General features: G+C 64.4%; 22 protein-coding genes. 9 read left to right on the top strand and 13 right to left on the bottom strand.

Features of this window, described 5'->3' with window-relative positions; genetic code table 11:
• The first annotated feature begins 34 nt into the window (after positions 1-34).
• The 3 genes from NKJ91_RS05760 (at position 35) to NKJ91_RS05750 (ending at position 1,891) form a co-directional block, all read left to right on the top strand.
• Positions 35-589: an autotransporter gene (locus NKJ91_RS05760; RefSeq protein WP_352454785.1), complete on the top strand. Its 555-nt coding sequence runs from the start codon at positions 35-37 to the stop codon at positions 587-589.
• Between the two features lie 155 nt (positions 590-744).
• Complete coding sequence (locus NKJ91_RS05755) at positions 745-1,530, top strand: DUF899 domain-containing protein (protein ID WP_352454784.1); 786 nt, start codon at positions 745-747, stop codon at positions 1,528-1,530.
• Between the two features lie 94 nt (positions 1,531-1,624).
• Positions 1,625-1,891, top strand: a complete 267-nt coding sequence (locus NKJ91_RS05750; RefSeq protein ID WP_352454783.1) for a hypothetical protein — start codon at positions 1,625-1,627, stop codon at positions 1,889-1,891.
• A 46-nt stretch (positions 1,892-1,937) separates the two neighbouring features.
• Here NKJ91_RS05750 and NKJ91_RS05745 read toward each other — a convergent pair whose 3' ends face one another.
• The 7 genes from NKJ91_RS05745 to bcoG all read right to left on the bottom strand — a co-directional run bounded on the left by NKJ91_RS05745 (position 1,938) and on the right by bcoG (position 9,943).
• Positions 1,938-2,876, bottom strand: coding sequence for an alpha/beta hydrolase (locus tag NKJ91_RS05745; RefSeq protein WP_352454782.1), 939 nt, complete (start codon positions 2,874-2,876; stop codon positions 1,938-1,940).
• Between the two features lie 216 nt (positions 2,877-3,092).
• A complete protein-coding gene (locus NKJ91_RS05740; RefSeq protein WP_352454781.1) occupies positions 3,093-3,875 on the bottom strand; it encodes a carnitinyl-CoA dehydratase in 783 nt (260 codons plus the stop codon).
• The gene (locus NKJ91_RS05735) at positions 3,868-5,946 is read right to left on the bottom strand and encodes an acetate--CoA ligase family protein (protein ID WP_352454780.1); all 2,079 of its coding nucleotides are present in this window, start codon (positions 5,944-5,946) and stop codon (positions 3,868-3,870) included. Before NKJ91_RS05735 ends, NKJ91_RS05740 begins: the two co-directional genes overlap by 8 nt.
• A gap of 186 nt (positions 5,947-6,132) precedes the next feature.
• A complete protein-coding gene (locus tag NKJ91_RS05730) occupies positions 6,133-7,296 on the bottom strand; it encodes an acyl-CoA dehydrogenase family protein (RefSeq protein WP_352454779.1) in 1,164 nt (387 codons plus the stop codon).
• Positions 7,297-7,300: 4 nt separating this feature from the next.
• The gene (locus NKJ91_RS05725; RefSeq protein WP_352454778.1) at positions 7,301-8,374 is read right to left on the bottom strand and encodes a 3-hydroxyacyl-CoA dehydrogenase NAD-binding domain-containing protein; all 1,074 of its coding nucleotides are present in this window, start codon (positions 8,372-8,374) and stop codon (positions 7,301-7,303) included.
• The gene (locus NKJ91_RS05720; RefSeq protein WP_352454777.1) at positions 8,371-9,000 is read right to left on the bottom strand and encodes an HD domain-containing protein; all 630 of its coding nucleotides are present in this window, start codon (positions 8,998-9,000) and stop codon (positions 8,371-8,373) included. Before NKJ91_RS05720 ends, NKJ91_RS05725 begins: the two co-directional genes overlap by 4 nt.
• Before the next feature lie 31 nt (positions 9,001-9,031).
• Positions 9,032-9,943 carry a 3-dehydrocarnitine:acetyl-CoA trimethylamine transferase BcoG gene (gene bcoG / locus NKJ91_RS05715; protein WP_352454776.1) on the bottom strand — a complete coding sequence of 304 codons (912 nt, stop codon included), beginning with the start codon at positions 9,941-9,943 and terminating at the stop codon, positions 9,032-9,034.
• Positions 9,944-10,019: 76 nt separating this feature from the next.
• Between bcoG and NKJ91_RS05710 the strand changes: the two genes are divergently transcribed.
• On the top strand, positions 10,020-11,000 hold the full coding sequence (locus tag NKJ91_RS05710; RefSeq protein WP_352454775.1) for a GlxA family transcriptional regulator: 981 nt from the start codon (positions 10,020-10,022) through the stop codon (positions 10,998-11,000).
• 86 nt (positions 11,001-11,086) lie between these two features.
• On the opposite strand, the gene NKJ91_RS05705 is transcribed toward NKJ91_RS05710, so the two are convergent.
• Positions 11,087-11,296 (bottom strand): hypothetical protein, encoded by a 210-nt coding sequence (locus tag NKJ91_RS05705; RefSeq protein WP_023680243.1) that lies wholly within the window; start codon positions 11,294-11,296, stop codon positions 11,087-11,089.
• 165 nt (positions 11,297-11,461) lie between these two features.
• Positions 11,462-12,118 carry an O-methyltransferase gene (locus NKJ91_RS05700; protein ID WP_352454774.1) on the bottom strand — a complete coding sequence of 219 codons (657 nt, stop codon included), beginning with the start codon at positions 12,116-12,118 and terminating at the stop codon, positions 11,462-11,464.
• A 93-nt stretch (positions 12,119-12,211) separates the two neighbouring features.
• On the opposite strand from NKJ91_RS05700, the gene NKJ91_RS05695 reads away from it, so the two are divergent.
• A complete protein-coding gene (locus NKJ91_RS05695) occupies positions 12,212-12,844 on the top strand; it encodes a TetR/AcrR family transcriptional regulator (RefSeq protein ID WP_352454840.1) in 633 nt (210 codons plus the stop codon).
• A gap of 132 nt (positions 12,845-12,976) precedes the next feature.
• Here the strand turns inward: NKJ91_RS05695 and xylA are convergent, their stop codons facing one another.
• Positions 12,977-14,302 (bottom strand): xylose isomerase, encoded by a 1,326-nt coding sequence (xylA, locus tag NKJ91_RS05690; RefSeq protein ID WP_352451611.1) that lies wholly within the window; start codon positions 14,300-14,302, stop codon positions 12,977-12,979.
• A gap of 110 nt (positions 14,303-14,412) precedes the next feature.
• Here xylA and NKJ91_RS05685 point away from each other — a divergent pair, with 110 nt between their 5' ends.
• The gene (locus NKJ91_RS05685) at positions 14,413-14,775 is read left to right on the top strand and encodes a nuclear transport factor 2 family protein (protein WP_352451610.1); all 363 of its coding nucleotides are present in this window, start codon (positions 14,413-14,415) and stop codon (positions 14,773-14,775) included.
• Positions 14,776-14,813: 38 nt separating this feature from the next.
• On the opposite strand, the gene xylB is transcribed toward NKJ91_RS05685, so the two are convergent.
• From xylB to NKJ91_RS05670, 3 genes are all read right to left on the bottom strand, one after another.
• Complete coding sequence (gene xylB / locus NKJ91_RS05680; protein ID WP_352451677.1) at positions 14,814-16,268, bottom strand: xylulokinase; 1,455 nt, start codon at positions 16,266-16,268, stop codon at positions 14,814-14,816.
• 192 nt (positions 16,269-16,460) lie between these two features.
• A complete protein-coding gene (locus NKJ91_RS05675; RefSeq protein WP_352454773.1) occupies positions 16,461-17,786 on the bottom strand; it encodes a tetratricopeptide repeat protein in 1,326 nt (441 codons plus the stop codon).
• Positions 17,787-17,795: 9 nt separating this feature from the next.
• The gene (locus tag NKJ91_RS05670) at positions 17,796-18,419 is read right to left on the bottom strand and encodes a LysE family translocator (RefSeq protein WP_352454772.1); all 624 of its coding nucleotides are present in this window, start codon (positions 18,417-18,419) and stop codon (positions 17,796-17,798) included.
• 187 nt (positions 18,420-18,606) lie between these two features.
• Between NKJ91_RS05670 and NKJ91_RS05665 the strand changes: the two genes are divergently transcribed.
• The 3 genes from NKJ91_RS05665 (at position 18,607) to NKJ91_RS05655 (ending at position 21,157) form a co-directional block, all read left to right on the top strand.
• The gene (locus NKJ91_RS05665; RefSeq protein WP_352454771.1) at positions 18,607-19,371 is read left to right on the top strand and encodes a L,D-transpeptidase; all 765 of its coding nucleotides are present in this window, start codon (positions 18,607-18,609) and stop codon (positions 19,369-19,371) included.
• Positions 19,372-19,590: 219 nt separating this feature from the next.
• A complete protein-coding gene (locus NKJ91_RS05660) occupies positions 19,591-19,911 on the top strand; it encodes a putative quinol monooxygenase (RefSeq protein ID WP_352454839.1) in 321 nt (106 codons plus the stop codon).
• Between the two features lie 79 nt (positions 19,912-19,990).
• Positions 19,991-21,157, top strand: coding sequence for a diphosphate--fructose-6-phosphate 1-phosphotransferase (locus tag NKJ91_RS05655; protein WP_352451606.1), 1,167 nt, complete (start codon positions 19,991-19,993; stop codon positions 21,155-21,157).
• The last annotated feature ends 6 nt before the right edge of the window (positions 21,158-21,163 follow it).

Raw genomic sequence — 21,163 nt, 5'->3', positions numbered from 1 at the left:
TGATGGTCTGAGCATCTCAGGGAGGATAACTGATATGCCTTTACCCGCCAAGTCGCCTCTCTACGCCGCTGCCGATGATATCGTCAATGCCGCGAAGGGGCCAGATCCCCTCGAAGCGGTAAGGACGGTCCTGGGCGACTACACCAACCGCTTTCACGCCTCGGGAACACTCGCTCACGAAGAAGACGACGACGAGGTGCTTCTGCATGCGAGTCCGAACCTGACGATCTATCACATCACGCTGTCGCCGGGCCTCCAGTACCCGCCTCACAACCACCTGATGGATGCCTTGATCGGCATCTACAAGGGCAGCGAGACGAACTTCATCTATCCCGTTGCCGGCAGCGAACTCGATGTTCCCGAAAGGCAGGACATCGCCGCACCTGCCGTGGTGCACATGGCGTCAAATACCGTTCATGCGGTTGCGAATACGGGCGGTGCGCGATCGGGTGCGCTGCATGTCTACCTCGGCGATCTCACACGAACCCACCGGCAGCTGTGGAGTCCGGATAGCAACCAGGCCGAGCCGTTTGACAATGACCGCTATCTGGCCGGCGCTCGGCCCATTCAGCAGTCCGGGCACGAATGAGCAGAGGCGTCGCGGGCGGCGAAATTGGCCGTGATCAGCGGACCTGTCGGAATCGCGTCACACTTGTCACTCTCGCCAATCCGCTATCGCCCCTATTTTGGCTCACGACCCAACACGTCGCACCTGCGGCGACAAACCAGCAAGGGAGATGCACAATGACGGCACATCAGAATGGCACAGGCGAGCAGACGACGCGGCTCGCGATGAAGACACCACCGGTCGTTTCGCCTGACGCGTGGGAGGCTGCGCGCCAGCAGCTGCTCGTGAAAGAGAAGACCGTGACCCGGGCTCGCGACGCCTTGGCCGCCGAGCGTCGGCGGATGCCGTGGATGGCGGTGGAGAAGACCTATACGTTCGAGGGCCCCAACGGAAAGGTGAGCCTGCTCGACCTGTTCGAGGGCCGCCGTCAGCTGATCGTCTACCGCGCCTTCTTCGAGCCCGGCGTATTCGGCTGGCCCGACCACGCTTGCCGCGGCTGTTCGTTGGGGGCGGACCAGGTCGGCAACCTCGCCCATCTGAACGCCCGCGACACCACGCTTGCCTACGCCTCACGCGCACCGCAGGCCGACATTGCGCGGCTGAAGGCGCGGATGGACTGGAAGATGCCCTGGTACACCATCACCGACAGCTTCGATGCCGACTTCGGCGTTGACGAATGGCACGGCCATAACGTGTTCATCCGCGACGGCGACCGCGTCTTCCGCACCTACTTCATCAACAACCGCGGTGACGAGGCGATGGGGACCGTATGGAGCTATCTCGACCTGTCGCCGCTCGGCCGCCAGGAGGTCTGGGAGGATTCGCCCGAGGGCTATCCGCAGACGCCGACGTACAAGTGGTGGAACTGGCACGACAATTACGGCGCCGAAGCCGTCCCCGACAAAAAATGGGTCGAGATATCGGACGCCGGAGAGGCCGCGTTCCGGAATCGCACCGAATAGAACGTCTTTGGCGTCGCGGAAATGCGGCCAGGACAATTGGAGGAGCGGGATGCACGGTTGGACCGCCTCCCGCTCGCTATGCAGGACAACGGACATGAGCGAGATTCATGCAGGCGGATCCGGCGACGATGCGAGCCCGGCCGGCCATAGTGCAGCCGACTGGCTGTCCTTAGCGGCCGCGCCGACCTTCGCAACCATGGCGCTGCTGACGCTTCTCGGCGGCGCGCCGGACATGATGTGCTCGACCGGGCAAGAGGCGTCACCGCTGGGCGGCATGGTCCCGATGTACCTGCTGATGAGCGGCTTTCATTTAGGACCTTGGCTGAAGCAGGTTTCCGGCCGGCGACGCCGCCGCAAATAGAGCTGTACCGGCCGACAAAGGCCCGTTCTGGTCGGGAAGACATCCCTCACCAGATCCACTCGCCCCTTCCCAAAACCGCTATCGCATCGACAATCCGGGTAAAGCTCGAGCGGGCGCGGCCGGCCGTGTGCCTGGCGCGCAAATAGCCATGCACCAGCCCCGGCTCCTCGAGCCACCAGGCGCGCCCGCCCGCGGCAACGATGCGGTCGCGATAGGCTTCGCCGTCCGACGACAGCGGGTCGCATTCAGCGGTGATCACGACGGTGGGCGGCAGATTGGCGAACTCGGCGTCGGCGAGCGGCCACAGAGTGAGATCGCCGGTGCGATCCTCGCCACCGGTCCTGATGTCCCTGTAGAAAAGGAGGTCGCGCGCGGTAAGCATCGGCGCTTCCGCGTGGGTGACGTAGGAACCGGCGGAGCTGTCGCCGCCAAGGCCGGGATAGACCAGAATCTGGCCGATCGGCTTGCGCGCATGGCCGCGCGTTGCGTGACTGACAGCGGCGGCGAGATTGCCGCCGGCACTGTCGCCGCAGAGCAGGACAGGACGCTCGTAAGTCGCCGCCGCCCATTCGAAGGCGCTGATGGCATCGTCGAAGGCGGCCGGATGAAGGTGTTCCGGTGCCAGCCGGTAGTCGACCGAAACCACTTCGTAGCCGGTGCGGCTGCAAAGCTCGGCGCAGAGGTCGTCATGGCTGTCGAGCCCGCCGAGGATAAAACCGCCGCCATGGAAATAAAGCACCATCGCCGCCGTTTCCGGCGCCGGAGCGCGGTAGATGCGGATCGGAATGTGCCAGGGTGTGGCAATGGCGGTGGTTTCCGCCGTGACGCCTTGGGGATAGCCGGCAAAGAACTCGCGGCACATCCGGTTATAGATCTGGCGCTGCTCGGCGACGGTGTAGTCGATCGTATCGGGCGGATAATAGGAGTTAGTCCGCTCGATGAAGGCCCAGGTCTCGGCGTCGATGAGGGTTTTGTAGTCGGTCATGGGCGCTGAATGGATCGCAATGAATTCGCCTGAACACCCCCCTCTGGCCTGCCGGCCATCTCCCCCTCAAGTGGGGAGATCGGCAGCTTCGGCGAAACCGCCTTTTCTCCGGCGTCGACAATTGGCGAAAGCGATGATGACATCCAATCTCCCCCCTTGAGGGGGAGATGGCCGGCAGGCCAGAGGGGGGTGAGCGCCATCATTCCTGCAATACCACTACTTCCCCTTCCACACCGGATCGCGCTTCTCGGCAAAGGCGCGAAAGCCCTCGAGATTGTCCTCCGAGCCGTAGAGTGCGTCAACCGTCGACAGTTGCCGGCGCGTCACCCGGTTCATCGCGTCCTGGAAAGTCAGCGATTCTGCGACCCGGGCCGTCTCCTTGATCGCGGCGAAGACCAGCGGCGGGCCGCTGGCGAGCAGCCGCGCGATCTCCCAGACGCGGTCCTCCAGTCTTTCCTTGGGCAGCACCTCGTTGACCAGGCCCCATCGATGCGCCTCGGCGACATCCATCCAGCGGCCGGTGAGCAGAAGGTCCATGGCGACATGGTAGGGGATACGCTTCGGCAGCTTGATCGTCGCCGCATCGGCAAGCGTGCCGGCGCGGATTTCGGGCAGGGCGAAGGAGGAGTGGTCCGACGCATAGATCAGGTCGCAGGATAGCGCCAGTTCGAAGCCGCCGCCGACCGCCATGCCGTTGACGCAGGCGATCACCGGCTTGTTGAGGTCGCGCAGTTCCTGCAGCCCGCCGAAGCCGCCGACGCCGTAGTCGCCGTCGACCGCGTCGCCGCCGGCCGCGGCCTTCAGGTCCCAGCCGGCGCAGAAGAACTTGTCACCGGCGGTCTTGACGATGGCGACGCGCAAGTCGGGATCGTCGCGAAACGCCTTGAAAGTCTCGCCCATCAGCCGCGACGTCTTCAGGTCGATGGCATTGGCCTTGGGCCGGTCGAGCGTGACTTCGAGGACAGTGCCCTCGCGGCGGGTGGTGATGACGTCAGACATTTTTGTTCTCTCCAAGCACCAGCAGCGCATCGGCGATCCAGGCGCCCTTGCCTTCGGTGCAGACGATCAGCGGATTGATGTCGAGTTCCTCGATCTCGCCGGCGTTTTGCTGCACGAAAGCGGCAATGCCCGATATCGCATCGATTGCCGCTGCGACATCGGCCTTCGGCCGACCGCGATAGCCGTCGAGCAGCGGGAACAGTTTCAGCCCGCGCAAAGCGGCCTCGATATCGTCGCGGGTCGCCGGCAGCATCAGCGTGACGCTGTCGCGCAACAGCTCGACCAGCACGCCGCCGGTGCCGAGCGTCATCACGGCGCCGAACATCGGGTCGCGGGTGAAGCCGACGAGCAGCTCGGCGACGCCGTCGCGCACCATGCGCTCGACATAAAGGCCGGTGCCGAGCGGGCCGAGATCATGGGCGGCGGTGCTGACCGATTCGGCATCCCTCAAATTGAGCCGGACCGCGTCGAGCTCGGACTTGTGGATGACGCCAAGGGCCTTCAGCGCCACCGGGAAGCCGAGCGCCATCGAGGAAATGACAGCTTCGACCGCGTTGCCGGCGCGCTCGCCCTTCGGCACGGGGAGCCCGGCCTCGATGAGCCGCGCCTTCGCCTCGGCCTCGTCCGGCGTGACATGGTCGCCGGCCGGCGCGCCGGACGCCGAAGTGTCGATCGGCTGCGCCTGCGGCTCGCGCCAGGCCCAGCCGATGAAGGCCGCCGCCTGGGCGGCGTCCATGGCTTCGGAGATGCCGAATAGCGGCACCATGCCCCGCGCCATCAGGCCGGCAGTGTATTCCTCCGGCAGGTTCTCCGGCAGCGAGGAGACGATCGCGCCTTGCGCGCTGTTGGTCTTCAGGGCCGATTCGAAGGCGCGCAGCGTCGCCCACCAGTCGGTGTCCGAGCAGCGGTCGGGGCGCGGGAAATCGAGCACCAGCATGTTGAGGTCGAAGCCGCCCGACACCATCGCGGTGAAGGTGGCGGTCATCGCCGGCTCGTTGTTCCAGATGAAGGTGTGGTAGTCGAGCGGGTTGGCCACCGCGACCAGCGGCCCGAGCGTCGATTTGACATGCGCGCGGTGCTCGGGGGTGAGTGGCGGAAACGTCACCCAGCGGCCTTCGGCGCTGTCGGCCATCACCGACGCCTCGCCGCCCGAACAGCTCATCGACGACAGCCGGTAGCCGGGCAGGGGGCCGGTGACGTGCAGCAGCTTGAGCGCCTCGATGAAGGCCGGGATCGAATCGATGCGGGCGATGCCGAGCCGCTTCAGGAAGGCGCCGGACGCTGCGTCCGAGCCGGCCAGCGACGCGGTATGGGAAACGGTCGCCTGCCGCGCCTGCTCGGAGCGGCCGACCTTCATGGCGATGACAGGCTTCTTCAGCTCGCGTGCCCGTGCCGCCAGCCTTTCGAAGCCGGCTACCGAATCGAAGGCCTCGATATGCAGGCCGAGCGCGGTGACGCGGTCGTCCTCGATCAGGCCGAGCGCCATTTCGGAAAGCCCGGTCTGCGCCTGGTTGCCGGCGGTCATCAGAAAGGCGATCGGCAGGCCGCGCTTCTGCATCGTCATGTTGATGGCGATGTTCGACGACTGGGTGATGATGGCAACGCCGCGACCGCCTTCAGGCAGCCTGATGCCGCCATGCTGGTCGGGCCACAAAAGCGCGCCGTCGGCGTAATTGATCAGCCCATAGCAGTTCGGCCCGATGATCGGCATTTGGCCCGCCGCCGCGACCAGCTCGGCCTGCAGCCGCTCGCCGTCCTCGTCATAGGCCTCGGTTTCGAGGAAGCCGGCGGCGAAGCAGACCGCACCGCCGGCGCCGCGCTCGGCCAGTGCCTTGACCACTTCGATGGTCAAGTGCCGGTTGACGCCGACGAAAGCGGCATCCGGCGCGCCGGGCAATTCGGCCACCGAGCGATAGGCCTTGCGGCCGGCGACCTCGGCCTTGCTCGGATGCACCGGCCAGATCTCGCCGGCAAAGCCCATCTTGATCGATTGCGCGACGACGGCGGCAGCCTGCGCACCACCGAAGACGGCGATCGTTCGTGGGCGCAGAAGGCGCTCAAGTTTGTGCATAAACACCCCCCTCTGCCCTGCCGGGCATCTCCCCCTCAAGGGGGGAGATTGGCAGCTGGGCCGCCGGCCCGAGGCATGCAACGGTAATAACTGGCGAAATCAGGAATGGCGGCCGATCTCCCCCCTTGAGGGGGAGATGTCCGATAGGACAGAGGGGGGCGCGAAGGAATGCAGACATTGCGCTGTTCAGCCCCCGAACGGGCGCAGCAGCGCCCGCGAGATGATGTGGCGCTGGATTTCCGAAGTGCCTTCCCAGATGCGCTCGACGCGGGCGTCGCGCCAGATGCGCTCGAGCGGCAAATCGTCCATCAGCCCCATGCCGCCATGGATCTGGATCGCCTCATCGGCGACGAAGGCAAGCATCTCGGTGGCCTTCAGCTTGGCCATGGCCATGTCCTGATCGGTAACGGTGCCCTGATCGTACTTCCAGCCGGCTTCGAACACCATCAGGTCGGCGGCCTTCAGCTCGGTCGCCATGTCGGCGAGCTTGAACGACACGCCCTGGAACTTGCCGATCGGCTGGCCGAATTGCTGGCGCTGCGCGGCGTATTCGATGGCATGGCCAAGCGCCCGCTCGGCACGGCCAAGGCAGGTGGCGCCGACTTGCAGGCGCGTTGCGCCGAGCCATGAATTGGCGACATCGAAGCCTTTGTGGACCTCGCCCAGAACCTGGCTCGCCGGCAGCCGGCAATCGTCGAATTCGAGGATGGCATTGGTGTAGCCGCGATGCGAGACGTTGCGGTAGCCGTCGCGCACGGTGAAGCCCTTGGTGCCCTTGTCGACGAAAAAGGCGGTGATCTTCTTGCGTTTGCCACGCGAAGCCTCTTCCTCCCCCGAGGCCATGAAGACGATGGCGAAATCGGCGAGGTCCGCATGGCTGATGAAATGCTTGGTGCCGTTCAGCACCCAGTCGTCGCCGTCTTGCACGGCGCTTGCCTTCATGCCGCGCAGATCGGAGCCGGCGCCCGGCTCGGTCATTGCCAGGCAATCCCATTTCTCGCCGCGAATGCAGGGAAACAGATATTTTTCGCGCTGCTCCGGCGTGCCGGCGAGAAGGATGTTCGAAGGCCGCGCCACGCAGGTCCAATGCAGCGCGTAATTGGCGCGGCCGAGTTCCTTCTCATAGAGCAGCCAGGTCACCGTATCGAGCCCGGCGCCGCCGACATCGGCCGGCATGTTGGCGGCATAGAGGCCGGCTTCGATCGCCTTGGCCTTGATCTCCTCGATCAGCTCGCGGCGCAGCACGCCGGTGCGTTCAACCTCGCGCTCATGCGGGTAAAGCTCGTTCTCTACGAAGGCCCGCGTCGTCTCGACGATGAGCTTCTGCTCCTCCGAAAGACCAAAATCCATGGTCTCAGCCTTTCTTCTTTTTCTTCGGCTTTTCAGCCTTGGTCTTTTCGGCCGCCTTGGAGGCGGTGGGCTTCTTCGCCGCGAGCTTGGCCAGCTGCCTGGTGTAGTCCTTGTGCAGCGCGCCCGCGCCCCAGCCTTTGCCTTTGTTCTGCTTCGACAGTGCCTCCATGATGGCGACCAGATTGTCGTCGCGGATCTTTTCGAGATCGCGGATCGACAGACCGTGCGCCTGATCGTCCGACTGGGTCGCGATCAGCTCGACCAGCTCATCGTTGAACTCCGGCACGTCCATCAGCTTGGTCCACGGCCATTTCAGGCACGGGCCGAACTGCGCCAAGAAGTGGCGCATGCCGGCCTCGCCGCCGGCGACGCGATAGACCTGGAACATGCCCATCTGCGCCCAGCGCAGGCCGAAGCCGTAGCGCATGATGTCGTCGAGCTCCTCGACCGTGCAGATGCCGTCCTTGACCAGCCACAGCGCCTCGCGCCACGCCGCTTCGAGCAGCCGGTCGCCGACGAAGGCTTCGATCTCCTTGCGGATCACCACCGGCTTCATGCCGATCGAGGCATAGATCTCCTTGGCGACCTCGATCGCCTCGGGAAAGGTCTGTTCGCCGCCGACGATCTCGACCAGCGGCAGCAGATAGACGGGGTTGAACGGATGGCCGACGACCAGCCGCTCCGGATGCTTCTTCATCGCTACCTGCATGTCGGTCGGCTTGATGCCGGAAGTGGAGGAGCCGACAATTGCGTTGGCCGGCGCATAAAGGTCGATCTCGGCCAGCACGCGGTGCTTCAGGTCGAGCCGTTCCGGCACGCTTTCCTGGATTAAATCGGCGTCGGCGACCGCCTCGGCGATGGTCTTGGCGAAGGTAAGCTTGCCCTCCTTCGGCAGGCCGCCGGGCAGCATCTGCTTGTAGGCGCGTCGTGCTCCCTTCATCACCTCGCCGACCTTGCGTGATGCCTCGGGGTCGGGATCGAAGATCGACACGTCGATGCCGTTGAGCAGCAGCCGCGCCACCCAGCCGGCGCCGATGACGCCGCCGCCGATGGCGGCCGCTTTGTTGATGATGCTCATGCGGAAGCTCCGGTTCTGGTGCTGGCTGTTGCGGGGTCGGTGAGGGCGACGCGTTCGCCGGCACGGATCACGCATGCGTCATAGGCCTTGCGCGCGAACACTTCGAGCACGAAGGGCCGGAAGAAATCGATCGGCAATGTCTCGTAATCCGGGTCGAAGCTCGACTGATCCCAGCGTTCGCAAAACTCATCGCAATCGTCGAAGTAGATGTGCTCGGCGAAACGGTCGCGGGCGTGCGGATTGCCGCCGAGGTGGTGGGCGTAATAGAGGCGCTGGAAATCGCCGTGCTTTTCCACCACCCAGGTGCATTGCTCGCGCACAAAAGGCTTCAGGATCGACGCCGCATACTCGTCGTGGTTATAGGGCGCGTAGATGTCTCCGATATCGTGCAGCAAGGCGCAGGCAATCCAGTCGGTGTCGGCGCCGTCGCGCCAGGCCCGTGTTGCCGCTTGCAGTGAATGGCCGAGCCGGGTGATCTTGTAGCCCGAGAGGCCCGCATCAAGCTGGACGAGCGCGTCGAGCAGCCGCTCGCCGGTCTTTGCCGCGTAGTCGATCTCGTGCTCGGTGAGGAAGGCGTAATCCTCGCGGTCGCCGTCCTTCATGGCGGTGAATTTCACGGTCTTCATCGGCGGCTCCTCCCAACCGGCTACCGGCTTTTCAAAGCGGTGCGCGCTTCGTCAGGTTCAGCTTCTTGCGGACTTCGTCCGGGCCGATGACCCTGGCGCCCATATTCGACACGATGCTGACCGCCCGCTCGACCAGCTGCGCATTGGTCGCCAGCACACCCTTGTCGAGCCAGAGATTATCCTCCAGTCCGACGCGGACATTGCCGCCGGCCAGCACCGCGGCCGCGACATAGGCCATCTGGTTGCGGCCAATGGCAAAGGCCGACCAGTTCCAGGTCGACGGTACATTGTTGACCATGGCCATGAAGGTGTTGAGGTCGTCCGGCGCGCCCCACGGCACGCCCATGCACAATTGCACCAAGGCGTCCGGCTTCAGCACTTCTTCCTCGACCAATTGCTTGGCGAACCACAGATGCCCGGTGTCGAAGGCCTCGATCTCGGGCTTGACGCCGAGCGCCGTCATCATGCCGCCCATGGCACGCAGCATTCCGGGCGTATTGGTCATGACATAGTCGGCCTCGGCGAAATTCATGGTGCCGCAGTCGAGCGTGCAGATTTCCGGCAGGCACTGGCGGACGTGCTCCATGCGGTTGCTGGCACCGCCCATGTCGGTGGCTTTTTCGTTCAGCGGCAGCGGCTTCTCCGGCGGGCCGAATACCATGTCACCGCCCATGCCGGCGGTCAGGTTCAGCACCACGTCGACGTCTGCCGCGCGGATGCGCTCGGTTACTTCGCGATAGAGATGCACGTCGCGCCTAGGCTTGCCGGTCTCGGGATCGCGCACATGGCAGTGCACGATTGCGGCACCTGCCTTTGCCGCCTCGATGGCCGAATCGGCGATCTCTCTGGGCGAGCGCGGCACATGCGGGCTGCGATCCTGCGAACTGCCCGACCCGGTCACGGCACAGGTAATGAAAACCTCACGGTTCATCGCTAACGGCATCGGACTCTCTCCCAATAGAACGTAGGGCAAGAATGCCTGACTTGCCGGAAACTGTTTTGCGTTTTACGAAGATCGTGTGAACAAAAACGAAAAACCGACGATCTTTCGGGCCGAGCGTTTGCCGCTCAAGGTAACGCTGCTGGTATTCTCCGGCTCGTCGATCATGTGCGTCGCGTCGGCCGTCGATCCGTTGCGCGCCGCCAACCGCATTGCCGGTGAGACGCTGTTCGATTTCAGGCTGGTCTCGGTGACAGGCGAGGCGCCGGTCACCACATGCGGCCTGCCGGTGGCGGTCAGCGGCCGCTTCGATGCGGCTGACACAACCGATATGCTGGTCGTCGTCGCCGGCTTCGGCACGCAGAACTACGCCACATCGGCCCTGCTGTCCGGACTGCGCCGGGCGGCGCGCGCGGCACGCGCCTGCGGCGGCGTCGAGGCCGGCACCTGGCTGGTTGCCCGCGCGGGTCTGCTGGAGGGGCGCAGCGCCACCACCCACTGGGAGGACATGGAGGATTTCTCGTCGGCCTTTCCCGGCGTCGACGTGCGCCCCGACCGCTACGTCATCGATGGCCCGGTGTTCACCACCGGCGGCGCCTCGCCGACCTTCGACCTGATGCTGCATCTGATCCGCACGCGGCTCGGCATGGCCGTGGCGCTAGATGTCGCGAGCGTCTTCATCTACGACCAGGCGCGCGCCGCGACGGACGCGCAACCGCTGGTCTCGCTCGGTCGTCTCGACGGCTACGATCCCAGGCTGGCGCAAGCCATTCGGCTGATGGAAGCGCATGTCGACCAGCCGCTGACTATCGCCGCCGTGGCAAAGCGCGCCGGGGTGACGGCACGGACGCTGGAAAGCATCTTTCGCAAGTCGATCGGCGAAACGCCCGGCGCTTATTACCTCAGGCTGCGCCTCGGCGCCGCGCGCCGGCTGGTGGTCGACACGCGCATCGCCATGGCGGACATTGCCGGGCGAACGGGGTTTTCGTCCGCCGCGGCATTTTCCAGAGCGTTTTCAAGAGCGTTCGGCGAAGCGCCGGTCAGGCTGCGTCGGGGATAATGCATGTCGCCCAAAAGCTTGGCCACGGGCTTGACCCGAGCGTGCGTAGCGGTTTTGGGATAACGACATGCATAGGCAAAGGTAGATCAGGCAGCGTCCTGGCGGTCGCTGCTGCCGTCGATCTGCGAGCGCATCTGTCTCGCAAGATGGGTCTCGAAGCGGCTGGCGACCGCGCGATCCCATTCGTTTGCACTCAGCGCACCTTGTTTCGGGTGCGGCAGCGCCATCAGCCGGTCGATGATCGATCCAGCCTCGCCAGATGAGAGCAGGGCGTCGATTTCGCGTTCGTGCTGCATATCGTTTCGCCTCCTTCTTTCTGAATCCCGCCACGAACCACACTATAGGAGGTTCGTGACGGCTGTTTGAAGGCAAGAGCGAGGCGATTGATGGGCGATGCCGGGCAAAGTTTTGTCCGCCGCCGCCCATCTTGGGCACGATCGTTCCGGAGGTCACGCAGTGCTTCAGCCAAGCCGCATCGACAGTTCAACATCCTCGCCGAACGGCGTGGACATGTAGCCACTCCCGGTCGAGCGCACCCGCTCGAGGTATTCGGGGCAAAGATCTGCGTTGTCGGCAACGACGAAGGCGCCCGGTCTGAGGCGGCTTTCAACCAGACTCAAGATCTCGGGATAGAGCGCTTTGGCGCCGTCGAGCAGAAGCAGGTCGACGCTTTCGGGAAGATCGACGCTTAATGTTTGCAGCGCGTCTCCTTCGCGGATTTCCACCATGTCAATGAGACCGCCTGCTGTCAGATTACTCCTCGCGCGCGCGACCTTGGATGGCTCGAACTCGCTGGTGATCAGGCGGCCACGGCCATTGTCCCGCAAGGCTGCGGCAAGGTGCAGGGTCGAGATGCCGAACGAGGTTCCAAATTCAACGATCGTCCGTGCGCTGCTGCCTCGTGCCAGCATGTAGAGCAGCGTGCCGGTCTCTCGCGAAACGGGAAGCCAGAGATCCCTTAGCCGCCCATAGAAATCGAGGTATTCGGTCTTGCTTCGAACCAGCCGCATCCGCTCCTCGGCGGAGAGTTCCGCCACTGCAGGGCTTGTTGCCGCAGCGGCTTCCTCGAACAGGCGGTCCAGCAGGGGCGCGAGCGGCGTTGTCGTCAGTGTGGTCATATCGGTCTCCAGTCGGAATTGAATGCGTTCTTGTGCGACATTCAAAATACGACTAATCATTCGCATTCACTAATCGCATTGGCGCGGCTCTCAATGAGCGACAACCGAAGTCCGCGGATTTCCTCGCGAAAACAGCCGAAGCAGGCCCGCTCGGCGGAGCTCGTCGCTGCGATTTTGCAGGCTGCTGTTCAGGTTTTGGCGAGGGAAGGCGCGCAGCGCTTCACCACGGCGCGCGTGGCCGAGAAGGCCGGCGTCAGCGTCGGATCGCTGTATCAGTATTTTCCGAACAAGGCGGCGATCCTGTTCCGGCTCCAGAGCGACGAATGGCGGCAGACGACCAGTTTGCTGCGCGATATCCTCGAGGATATCAGGAAACCGCCGCTTGACCGGCTGCGCGACCTGGTCCACGCCTTCCTCCGCTCGGAGTGTGAGGAGGCTGCGGTGCGTGTGGCGCTCGACGACGCCGCCCCGCTTTACCGCGACGCGCCCGAGGCGCAGGCGGCGAGGGCGTCCGGAGACCGCACCATCCAGCTCTTCATGCAGGAGGCGTTGCCGAGCGCCGCGCAAGCGACTCGCGAATTGGCCGGCGACCTGGTCATGACGACGCTCAGCACGGTGGGGAAGCAGTTCTCGGAGACGCCTCGAACCCCCAAGGAGATTGAAGTCTACGCCAACGCCATGGCCGACATGTTTTGCGCCTACCTGAGAGGCCTCGATCACGGCTAAGGCGCGCCAGACCCGGTCAGCGAACAGGCCACGCGAGTTTCACACGGGGCAAAACCTTCGTCGGTTCAGCCCCGCGGAAAGCCGTCTTTAGCCGGCGGCCGCTGAACAATGCGGCCATGAAAACGGTACGCCTCAGACGTACCGGTTGACGATGTTTTCGAGCAATTCCTGGCGGCCGGATCTGGGCTGCGGCTCGATCTTCTCTTTGACGACGCGCTCGGCGATTTCCTCGAGCGTGCGCTTGCCGGCAAGCATCGCCTTGGCCTCGGCCGAATCCCAGCCGGCATAGCGCTCGGCGAGCGGGGCGGACAGCGCCTTGTCCTCGACCATTCGTGCCGCTGCCTTGAGGCCGCGAGCGCAGCAATCCATGCCGCCGATATGGCCGATCAGCAGATCCTGCGGATCGAGCGACTGGCGCCTGAGCTTGGCGTCGAAATTGGTGCCGCCGGTCTTGAAGCCGCCGGCCTGCAGCACCTGATAGTAGGCCAGTGCCATCTCCGGCACATTGTTCGGGAACTGGTCGGTATCCCAGCCCGACTGGTAGTCGTTGCGGTTCATGTCGATCGAACCGAAAATGCCGAGCGCATTGGCCAGCGCCAGTTCATGTTCGAACGAATGGCCGGCCAGGATGGCGTGGCCCTGCTCGATGTTGAGCTTGACCTCGTTCTCCAGTCCGAAACGCTTGAGGAAGCCGTAGACGGTGGCGACGTCGTAATCGTACTGGTGCTTGGTCGGCTCCTGCGGCTTCGGCTCGATCAGGATGGTGCCTTCGAAGCCGATCCTGTGCTTGTAATCGACGACCAGGTTGAGGAAACGGCCGGCCTGTTCCTGCTCGCGGGCAAGGTCGGTGTTGAGCAGCGTCTCATAGCCCTCGCGGCCGCCCCACAGCACGTAGTTCTCGCCGTTCAGACGCTTGGTGACGTCGATGCAGTGTTTCACCGTCGCCGCCGAATAGGCAAAGACGTCCGGATCGGGATTGGTGGCGGCGCCTGACATGAAGCGGCGGTTGGAGAACAGGTTGGCCGTGCCCCACAACAGCTTGACGCCGGTCTGCTTCATCTTTCCCGAGAAGTAATCGGCGATCTCGTCGAGCCGCGCCGCACTTTCGGAAAAGTCCCGGCCCTCCGGCCGCACGTCGGCATCGTGGAAGCAGAAATAAGGCGCACCCAGCAACGAAAACATCTCGAAGGCGACGTCGGCCTTGAGCTTGGCCAACTCCATCGTGTCGGTGCTGCCGGCCTTCGGAAACCACGGCCGGTCGAACGTCTGGCCGCCGAACGGATCGCCGCCCGGCCAGGCAAAGGAATGCCAATAAGCGACGGCAAAGCGCAGATGGTCTTCCAGCCGCTTGCCGGCGACAATCTCGTCGGGATTGTAGAACCGGTAGGCCAGCGGATTGGTCGAATCCGGTCCCTCGTATTTGATCTGTTGGATGTCGCCGAAAAAACCGCTGCTCATGTTCTTTTCCTCTCGCATGGTCCGGCCTGATTACCTCAGGCGTAATTGGTTTCGCGCTGACGCTGGTCGAAAAGGCTCATGTCAAAGCCACCCAACGAAGGAGACAGACCATGACCGACCTCAACACCATTGCCGAAAACTACATCGCCGCCTGGAACGAGAGCGACGCCGCGCGCAGAAAAGCCTTGCTCGAGGCAACCTTCACCGAGGACGTCGGCTATCGCGATCCGATCATGCGGGGCGACGGCCATGACGGCATCGCGGCGCTGATCGACGGCGTGCAGCAGCGCTTTGCCGGCTTCAGGTTCTCGCTGAAAGGCAAGCCGGACGGCTTCGCCGATACCATCCGCTTCTCCTGGAACCTCGGGCCGGACGGCACCGAATCCGTCATCGAAGGCACCGATATCGGCGTCATCGAAAATGGCCGGCTGAAAAGCGTCACCGGCTTTCTCGACAAGGTGCCGGCACAGTGAGGCCTTCTCGGCAGGCCACGGCGAGGGCGGGAAACCGCTCACGCCGTGGCGCTCCTGATCGCCGGGTAAAGCTGGCGGTAGCGCTGATAGGCATCTGCATAGGCACCGCCGAGGGCGGCGACCGGCTCGACCGTGGCGTCCGTCGCCGGCGCCGTGCACACGGCGCGCGGATCGGCGCCTGTCGCCGCGATCAGGCCAAGCCGGGCCGCTCCGAAGGCGGCGCCGAAATCGCCGTCGGCTGGAATATCGATGGGCAGGCCAAGCGCTGTGGCGATGGCCTTCAGCCAGTAGCGCGAACGCGAGCCGCCGCCGATCGCCGTCACCCGGGTCAGCGTCGTGCCGGCTTTGGCCAGGGCTTCGAGGCTGTCGCGGAAAGCGAAGGCGACGCCTTCGAGCACGGCCTGAGTCAGCGCCGCGCGGCCGGATTCGTGGGCAAGCCCGGTAAAGGCGCCCCGAATGACGGAATCATTGTGAGGCGTCCGCTCGCCTGACAGGTACGGCAGGAAGGAGACGCCGCTCGGCGCCTGCAGCGCTTCGCCGAGTTCGGCGGTCAACTCGCCGGCGCTTTTTCCAGCGATCCCCGACAGCCAGTTGAGCGAATCGGTTGCCGACAGGATGACGCCCATCTGGTGCCAGGTGCCGGGCAGTGCGTGGCAGAAGGTATGCACGGCGCTTTCCGGATTGGGCAGATAGGACGCGTTGGCGGCAAAAAGCACGCCCGACGTGCCGAGCGAGACGAACGCCTGGCCGGCGCCGACAGTGCCCATGCCGCAGGCCGAAGCCGCATTGTCGCCGGCACCGCCGGCGATCGGGATGCCCGCCTGCATGCCCCATTTCGCGGCCAGTTCGGCGCGCAAGGCACCGGCCTTGGCCGTGCCTTCGACCAACGACGGCATCTGCCTTTCGTCGAGCGACGTGACAGCGAGCAGTTCGGCGGACCAGGCTCGTTTGCCGACATCGAGCCACGACGTGCCAGCCGAATCCGACATTTCCGAAATGTGCTCGCCGGCGAGCCAGAGCCGCAAAAAGTCCTTCGGTAGCAGGACCTTTGCCACCTTGGCGAAAACATCCGGTTCGTTGTTCCTGACCCAGGCCAGCTTTGGCGCGGTGAAACCGGGAAAGACGATGTTGCCGGTCAGCTTGCGAAAGGGCGGGTCGGCGTCGAGTGCGGCCGCCTCGGCGTGGCTGCGCGTGTCGTTCCACAGGATGCAAGGGCGCAGCACCTGGTCGGCGGCATCGAGCAGGGTGGCGCCATGCATATGGCCGGAAAGGCCGATGCCTTTGACCGCCGCGAGTTCCTTCGCATGTATGGACCGCAGCTCGCCGACCGCCGCTTCGCAGGCGCGCATCCAGTCGGCCGGGTTCTGCTCGGACCAGCCGGGATGCGGGCGCGACACGTCGAGCGGCGCATGGCCGGAACCGACGATGCTCTGCCTTGCATCGATCAGCAGCGCCTTGACGCCCGAGGTGCCGAGATCGAGGCCGAGATACATGTTTCCTCCCATGTCCGTCATGCCTGGCGGCGACGGTCTTTCTTGCTTTCCCCGCCCAGTCCTGTGACACGGGCGGCGAAGATATCCCGGCAATCGTGCCGCCGGAAACGCACCCCGGTCAACACGCGAAGATTTTTTCGACGCTCGAAAAAATCTGGTCGGGGCAGTTTTTAAGGCAAGATGTGGCCTTGGTCAATTCGCCGCGAGAGCGGTTGCACGCCGTGAAAACAGTGCCGACAACGGGCTGTCCGGCCGTGCCAGCGCGCGTTCCGCCGCAAGCGCCCTCGCCAGCGCGCCATCACCGGAACGCAATGCCGCTTCGATCAGCGTCAGGTCGATGACGTCGCGTTGTGCGTGGCTGCCGCCGAAGCGATGGGCGATTGCCCGGATCGGCCGGATCAGACGTATCGTCCCGGCATAATTGCCCTCGCCGAATGCCTTGATGGCGAGCGTCAGGGGATGGCCGACATCCCTGGTGAAAGCAGCGTTGTCGTCCTTGCCGCGCATCGCCTCGCGCTGCGCCTCGAGCAAGCCGCGGGCCGGCGCTTCGAGGCCGGCGCCGACAAACGCCATCATCGCGTGGGCGTCATTGAAGGCATAATGGCCGGCGCTGGCCTTGGGCAACCAGTTGGCGGCGAGTGCCGTCCAGCGCTCGCCGACATCGACGCCGCCGAGATGCAGCCGCCACAGGATCGCCGAGGCATCGACCATGTTGAGCGCCAGCGTCGAGCGCTCGCCATAGATCGGCCCGTCGTAGAGCGCCAGCACCTCGTCGGTTTCGCCGAGATCATAATGGAACAGCGCCAGATGCCACCAATTATGCACCTGCAGGAAGCTTTCCCGCGTCCACGCTTCGGGATTGGCGCGCATCCACAGAATGCCGTCCTTCTGCCGGCTCTGCATCTCCATGACATGGGCCACCGCATGCTGGGCCCAGCCGTCGCGCGGCTCGATATCGACCGCCGTGCGGCCAAGTTTTTCGGCGCGCGCGTAGTCGCCCATCTCTTCCAGCCCGAAGGCTTGCATGCCGAGTATGGCATGGTAGCCCGGCATGCCGCTCTGCCAGGACGGCAGCGCGCGGCCGATGCGGTCGCGCAGCATGCGCGCATTGCCGGTGAAGAAGTCGATCTGGTGGCCGGTCTGCAGCGCCAGCGCATCGAGCGGAAACTCGATGGCGATATCCTCCAGCACGCGGGCGGCTTCGTGCCAGCGTCCCTCTGCAAGGTGGCCAAGGGCGGCGACATGCGCCTGCTCGCGCGTCGTCGCGGCAAGTGGCAGCGCTGCCTCGTGACATGCCTTGGCCACCGCCGTCGCTTCGCGCTCTGTGGCAAGGCCAAAGAGATAACCCTTGAACACATGCGCCATGACGAAGCCGGGATCTTCGGCGATTGCCCGGTCAACGGAACCGACCGGATCGCCGATGAAGCACTGCAATTCGCGAACAGCCCGGCTGTAGGACGAGAGCCCGGCCTCCGTCGCGCCAGACAGCGTCAGGCCGAATGCATCGCTCACCGCCATGGTCTGTCCTCAGTTGCCCGAGCGCATCGCCACTGTCGCGATCCCCGCGCTGACCAGCAGCGTGCCGCCGGTGCGGTTGAAGATGCGGATCGCCTTTGGGTTGCGCACCACGTTGCGCGCCCTTGCCGCGATCAGCGCATAACCGAAGGCATTGGCGAAGGCGAGCGCCAGGAAGGTCGTCTCGAAGATCAGCATCTGTGTCCAGAAATCCGCATGCCGGTCGAGGAACTGCGGCAGGAAGGCGACGAAAAAGGTGATGCTTTTCGGATTGAGCGCGGTAACCAGCCAGGCGTGCGCCGTCATTTTCGCCGATGACACCGCATCGGTGCGCGGTTCGGCCCGGAGCGCGCCGCCGGCGCGAAACAGCTTGATGCCGAGATAGATCAGATAGCCGGCGCCGATCACCTTCAGCACGGTAAACACGGTGGCCGACGCCGCCAGCAGCGCGCCGATGCCCAGCATCGACAATGTCATCGCGGTGAAGTCGCCGAGCGCCACGCCGACAGCCATCGGCAGCGCGGTGCGCCAGCCCTGGCCGAGCGCATAGGAAACCACCAGCAGGATGGTCGGGCCCGGAATGACCAGAAGGACTGCCGAGGCGGCGGCAAAGGCGGCCCAGTTTTCGAAGGACATTTTCTTCTCCTTGAGCTCAAAGAAGATGATAAATCCTTGGCCTCGCGCAGATGTAAAGAGGCAAGAATCGAAAAAGCCCCTCGTTAACGCCGGGCTGCCGGCCTTCACGCTTTTTCAACCATGATTGGCGAAAATGCGTGCTATCCGGCCGGACCGTGTTTCCCGCCGACAGCGTAGGGTTGGGTAAATGCGTGAGTTGCCGCAAGGTCTGTCGCTGCCGCACGATGGTGACGCAATCGAAACCGAAATACAGCTTTCCCGCCGCACGGCGCTGTCCGGCGCCGGCGCGCTGGCACTGCTCGGCATCGCCGGCTGCAGCCAGACGCTGGATCTGCCGTCGCTCCAGCTCGACGACGTCACCACCGGCTCGATCCGGCCCATCCGTCCGAGTATCAGCGTCGACAAGAACATCACCAGCCCCGACGTGATGTACGCTTCGCTCACCGACGGTGGCTTCAATGTGCCGGAAGTGCCCTATCTCAAGGTCAAGCCGGAGTTCCGCCGCCAGATCGTCGTCGATCCGACCGGCGAGCAACCCGGCACCATCGTCGTTCACTCGCAGGAACGGCTGCTCTATCTGGTGCAGCCCGGCGGCGATGCGATCCGTTACGGCGTCGGCATCGGCAAGGACGGGTTCCGCTGGTCCGGCCGCGCCAACATCCAGTACGGCAAGGAATGGCCGGTCTGGACCCCGCCGCCCGAGATGATCGCCCGCAGGCCGGAACTGGTGAAATGGCAAAGCGGACAGCCGGGCGGCCTCGACAATCCGCTCGGCGCGCGTGCCCTCTACATCTATCAGAACGGCAGCGACACCGGCTATCGCATCCACGGCTCGCCCGAATGGTGGAGCATCGGCCAGGCGATGTCGTCGGGCTGCGTGCGCCTGATCAACCAGGACATCATCGATCTCTACAGCCGCGTCTCCAAGAAGAATCCGGTCGTCGTCGTCTGACCGGAGGCCAAGGCTCGAGCGATTACTTTGCCGGCTAGCGCTGCACACCCATGTACTACAATTTTGTGCGAATTCATGCGACGCTTCGCCTTGCCCAGCCATGTCCGCTCGCGTGACTGACAAGTTTTGGGAGATCGCGACATCGTTGCGCTGATCGAGGCGAGCGAAGCGGAGAAGCCGACCATGCGTGGTCCCTTGCAAGAAGCAAGAAAGCAATTGATGCCGCTTGTCAGGATAGCCGAACTGGAAATCGATCCTAAGCAGATCGGCAGCTACAGGGCCCTGCTTGCAGAAGAGATTGAGGCTTCTGTACGCGTCGAGCCGGGCGTGCTTTTCCTTCATGCGGTGGCAGTAAAAGGCACGCCTGAAAAGGTGCGCGTGATCGAATGCTACGCCGATCAGGCGGCCTATGAGGCCCACCTGACCACGCCGCACTTTCTCAAATACAAGGCGCAGACGGCGAGTATGGTCAGGTCATTTCGGCTCGTCGAAACGGATCCTATCGCGCTGCAGGCGAAGAGTGGCTCGATTTCAAACTGACCCACTGCCTCTGCCGTTGCGCGATGCCGCAAGACAGGCGAATGTGCCTGCGATTTTCACCGCCCGGGAGACGTGAACAATGGCCGGAACTTTTGTCATCGCGCAAGGCGGCGGCCCGACCGCCGTCATCAACCAGACCGTGGTGGGTGCTGCGCTCGAAATCCGCAAGCGGCATCCCGGAGCCAAGGTCCTTGGTTCCATCCACGGCGTGCGCGGAATTCGTGACGGCAATTACGTCGATCTTTCCGCCATCCCCGAGGACCGCCTGCGGCTGATCGCGGCGACACCGAGCGCCGCGCTTGGTTCGACGCGCGACAAGCCGGATGCCGCCTATTGCGACCTCATCCTCAACGGCTTGAAGAAAGCCGGCGCCGATGCCTTCATCTATATCGGCGGCAACGACACCTCGGGCACGCAGCAGATCCTCACCGACGCCGCCGGCGGCAAGATCGCCTTCGTCCACGCGCCGAAAACCATCGACAACGATCTCGAGGAGAACGATCACACGCCCGGCTTCATGTCGGCGGCCGAGTTCGTCGCTGGAGCATTCCTTTCGGTCGATCTCGATTTCCGCGCTCTGCCGGGCATCTATGTCGGCATCGTCATGGGCCGGCATGCCGGTTTCCTGACGGCCGCGTCCGCGGCCTGGCAGCTCGATCAGGATAGCGGCCCGCATCTCGTCTACGTGCCGGAGCGGCCGTTCTCGGCGGCCGGTTTCATCGACGACGTGCGCGCCACGCTCGACCGCCACAAGCGCTGCATCGTTGCCGTCTCCGAAGGCGTCAGCACCGCCGACGGCAAAGCGCTGGTCGAAAGCCTGGTGCCGCCGGAAAGGCTGGAGCGCGACCAGCACGGCAACGTCAAGCTGTCGGGCAGCGACCTGCCGGCAGCCTTGGAGCGCGCGCTCGCCGAAGGATTGCCGGGCAAGCGGGCGCGCGTCGATGCGCTCGGCTATATGCCGCGCGGCTATGTTGGTGCCATCAGCGCGGTGGACGCGCAGGAGGCCTTCGATGCCGGTGCCTTCGCGGTCACGGTGGCCGACGAGGGGGGCGGTTCGGTGGCGCTGCAATATGACGGCAAGAAAACCGTGCTGAAGAAGGTGCCGCTGAAGAACGTCGCCGGCAAGACGCGCCATATGCCGGATGATTTCATGCTGCCGGATGTCAACCGGCTGTCCGATGCGGGGATGGCCTATCTGAAGCGGCTGGTCCCGCAAAAGTACAAGGTCGGCAAGCCGTTCGTCTGATGCCGG

It is taken from the genome of Mesorhizobium sp. M0040, assembly GCF_040323505.1.
GTDB lineage: Bacteria > Pseudomonadota > Alphaproteobacteria > Rhizobiales > Rhizobiaceae > Mesorhizobium.
Note: the sequence above shows the minus strand (reverse complement) of the source record. Positions and strands in the feature narration are given on the sequence as shown.

What these genes read in the sequence shown, in the direction of transcription:
- NKJ91_RS05760 (WP_352454785.1), top strand. Translation starts at nt 35, where the DNA reads ATGCCTTTACCCGCCAAGTCGCCTCTCTACGCCGCTGCCGATGATATC.
- NKJ91_RS05755 (WP_352454784.1), top strand. Translation starts at nt 745, where the DNA reads ATGACGGCACATCAGAATGGCACAGGCGAGCAGACGACGCGGCTCGCG.
- NKJ91_RS05750 (WP_352454783.1), top strand. Translation starts at nt 1,625, where the DNA reads ATGAGCGAGATTCATGCAGGCGGATCCGGCGACGATGCGAGCCCGGCC.
- NKJ91_RS05745 (WP_352454782.1), bottom strand. Translation starts at nt 2,876, where the DNA reads ATGACCGACTACAAAACCCTCATCGACGCCGAGACCTGGGCCTTCATC.
- NKJ91_RS05740 (WP_352454781.1), bottom strand. Translation starts at nt 3,875, where the DNA reads ATGTCTGACGTCATCACCACCCGCCGCGAGGGCACTGTCCTCGAAGTC.
- NKJ91_RS05735 (WP_352454780.1), bottom strand. Translation starts at nt 5,946, where the DNA reads ATGCACAAACTTGAGCGCCTTCTGCGCCCACGAACGATCGCCGTCTTC.
- NKJ91_RS05730 (WP_352454779.1), bottom strand. Translation starts at nt 7,296, where the DNA reads ATGGATTTTGGTCTTTCGGAGGAGCAGAAGCTCATCGTCGAGACGACG.
- NKJ91_RS05725 (WP_352454778.1), bottom strand. Translation starts at nt 8,374, where the DNA reads ATGAGCATCATCAACAAAGCGGCCGCCATCGGCGGCGGCGTCATCGGC.
- NKJ91_RS05720 (WP_352454777.1), bottom strand. Translation starts at nt 9,000, where the DNA reads ATGAAGACCGTGAAATTCACCGCCATGAAGGACGGCGACCGCGAGGAT.
- bcoG (WP_352454776.1), bottom strand. Translation starts at nt 9,943, where the DNA reads ATGCCGTTAGCGATGAACCGTGAGGTTTTCATTACCTGTGCCGTGACC.
- NKJ91_RS05705 (WP_023680243.1), bottom strand. Translation starts at nt 11,296, where the DNA reads ATGCAGCACGAACGCGAAATCGACGCCCTGCTCTCATCTGGCGAGGCT.
- NKJ91_RS05700 (WP_352454774.1), bottom strand. Translation starts at nt 12,118, where the DNA reads ATGACCACACTGACGACAACGCCGCTCGCGCCCCTGCTGGACCGCCTG.
- NKJ91_RS05695 (WP_352454840.1), top strand. Translation starts at nt 12,212, where the DNA reads ATGAGCGACAACCGAAGTCCGCGGATTTCCTCGCGAAAACAGCCGAAG.
- xylA (WP_352451611.1), bottom strand. Translation starts at nt 14,302, where the DNA reads ATGAGCAGCGGTTTTTTCGGCGACATCCAACAGATCAAATACGAGGGA.
- NKJ91_RS05685 (WP_352451610.1), top strand. Translation starts at nt 14,413, where the DNA reads ATGACCGACCTCAACACCATTGCCGAAAACTACATCGCCGCCTGGAAC.
- xylB (WP_352451677.1), bottom strand. Translation starts at nt 16,268, where the DNA reads ATGTATCTCGGCCTCGATCTCGGCACCTCGGGCGTCAAGGCGCTGCTG.
- NKJ91_RS05675 (WP_352454773.1), bottom strand. Translation starts at nt 17,786, where the DNA reads ATGGCGGTGAGCGATGCATTCGGCCTGACGCTGTCTGGCGCGACGGAG.
- NKJ91_RS05670 (WP_352454772.1), bottom strand. Translation starts at nt 18,419, where the DNA reads ATGTCCTTCGAAAACTGGGCCGCCTTTGCCGCCGCCTCGGCAGTCCTT.
- NKJ91_RS05665 (WP_352454771.1), top strand. Translation starts at nt 18,607, where the DNA reads ATGCGTGAGTTGCCGCAAGGTCTGTCGCTGCCGCACGATGGTGACGCA.
- NKJ91_RS05660 (WP_352454839.1), top strand. Translation starts at nt 19,591, where the DNA reads ATGCCGCTTGTCAGGATAGCCGAACTGGAAATCGATCCTAAGCAGATC.
- NKJ91_RS05655 (WP_352451606.1), top strand. Translation starts at nt 19,991, where the DNA reads ATGGCCGGAACTTTTGTCATCGCGCAAGGCGGCGGCCCGACCGCCGTC.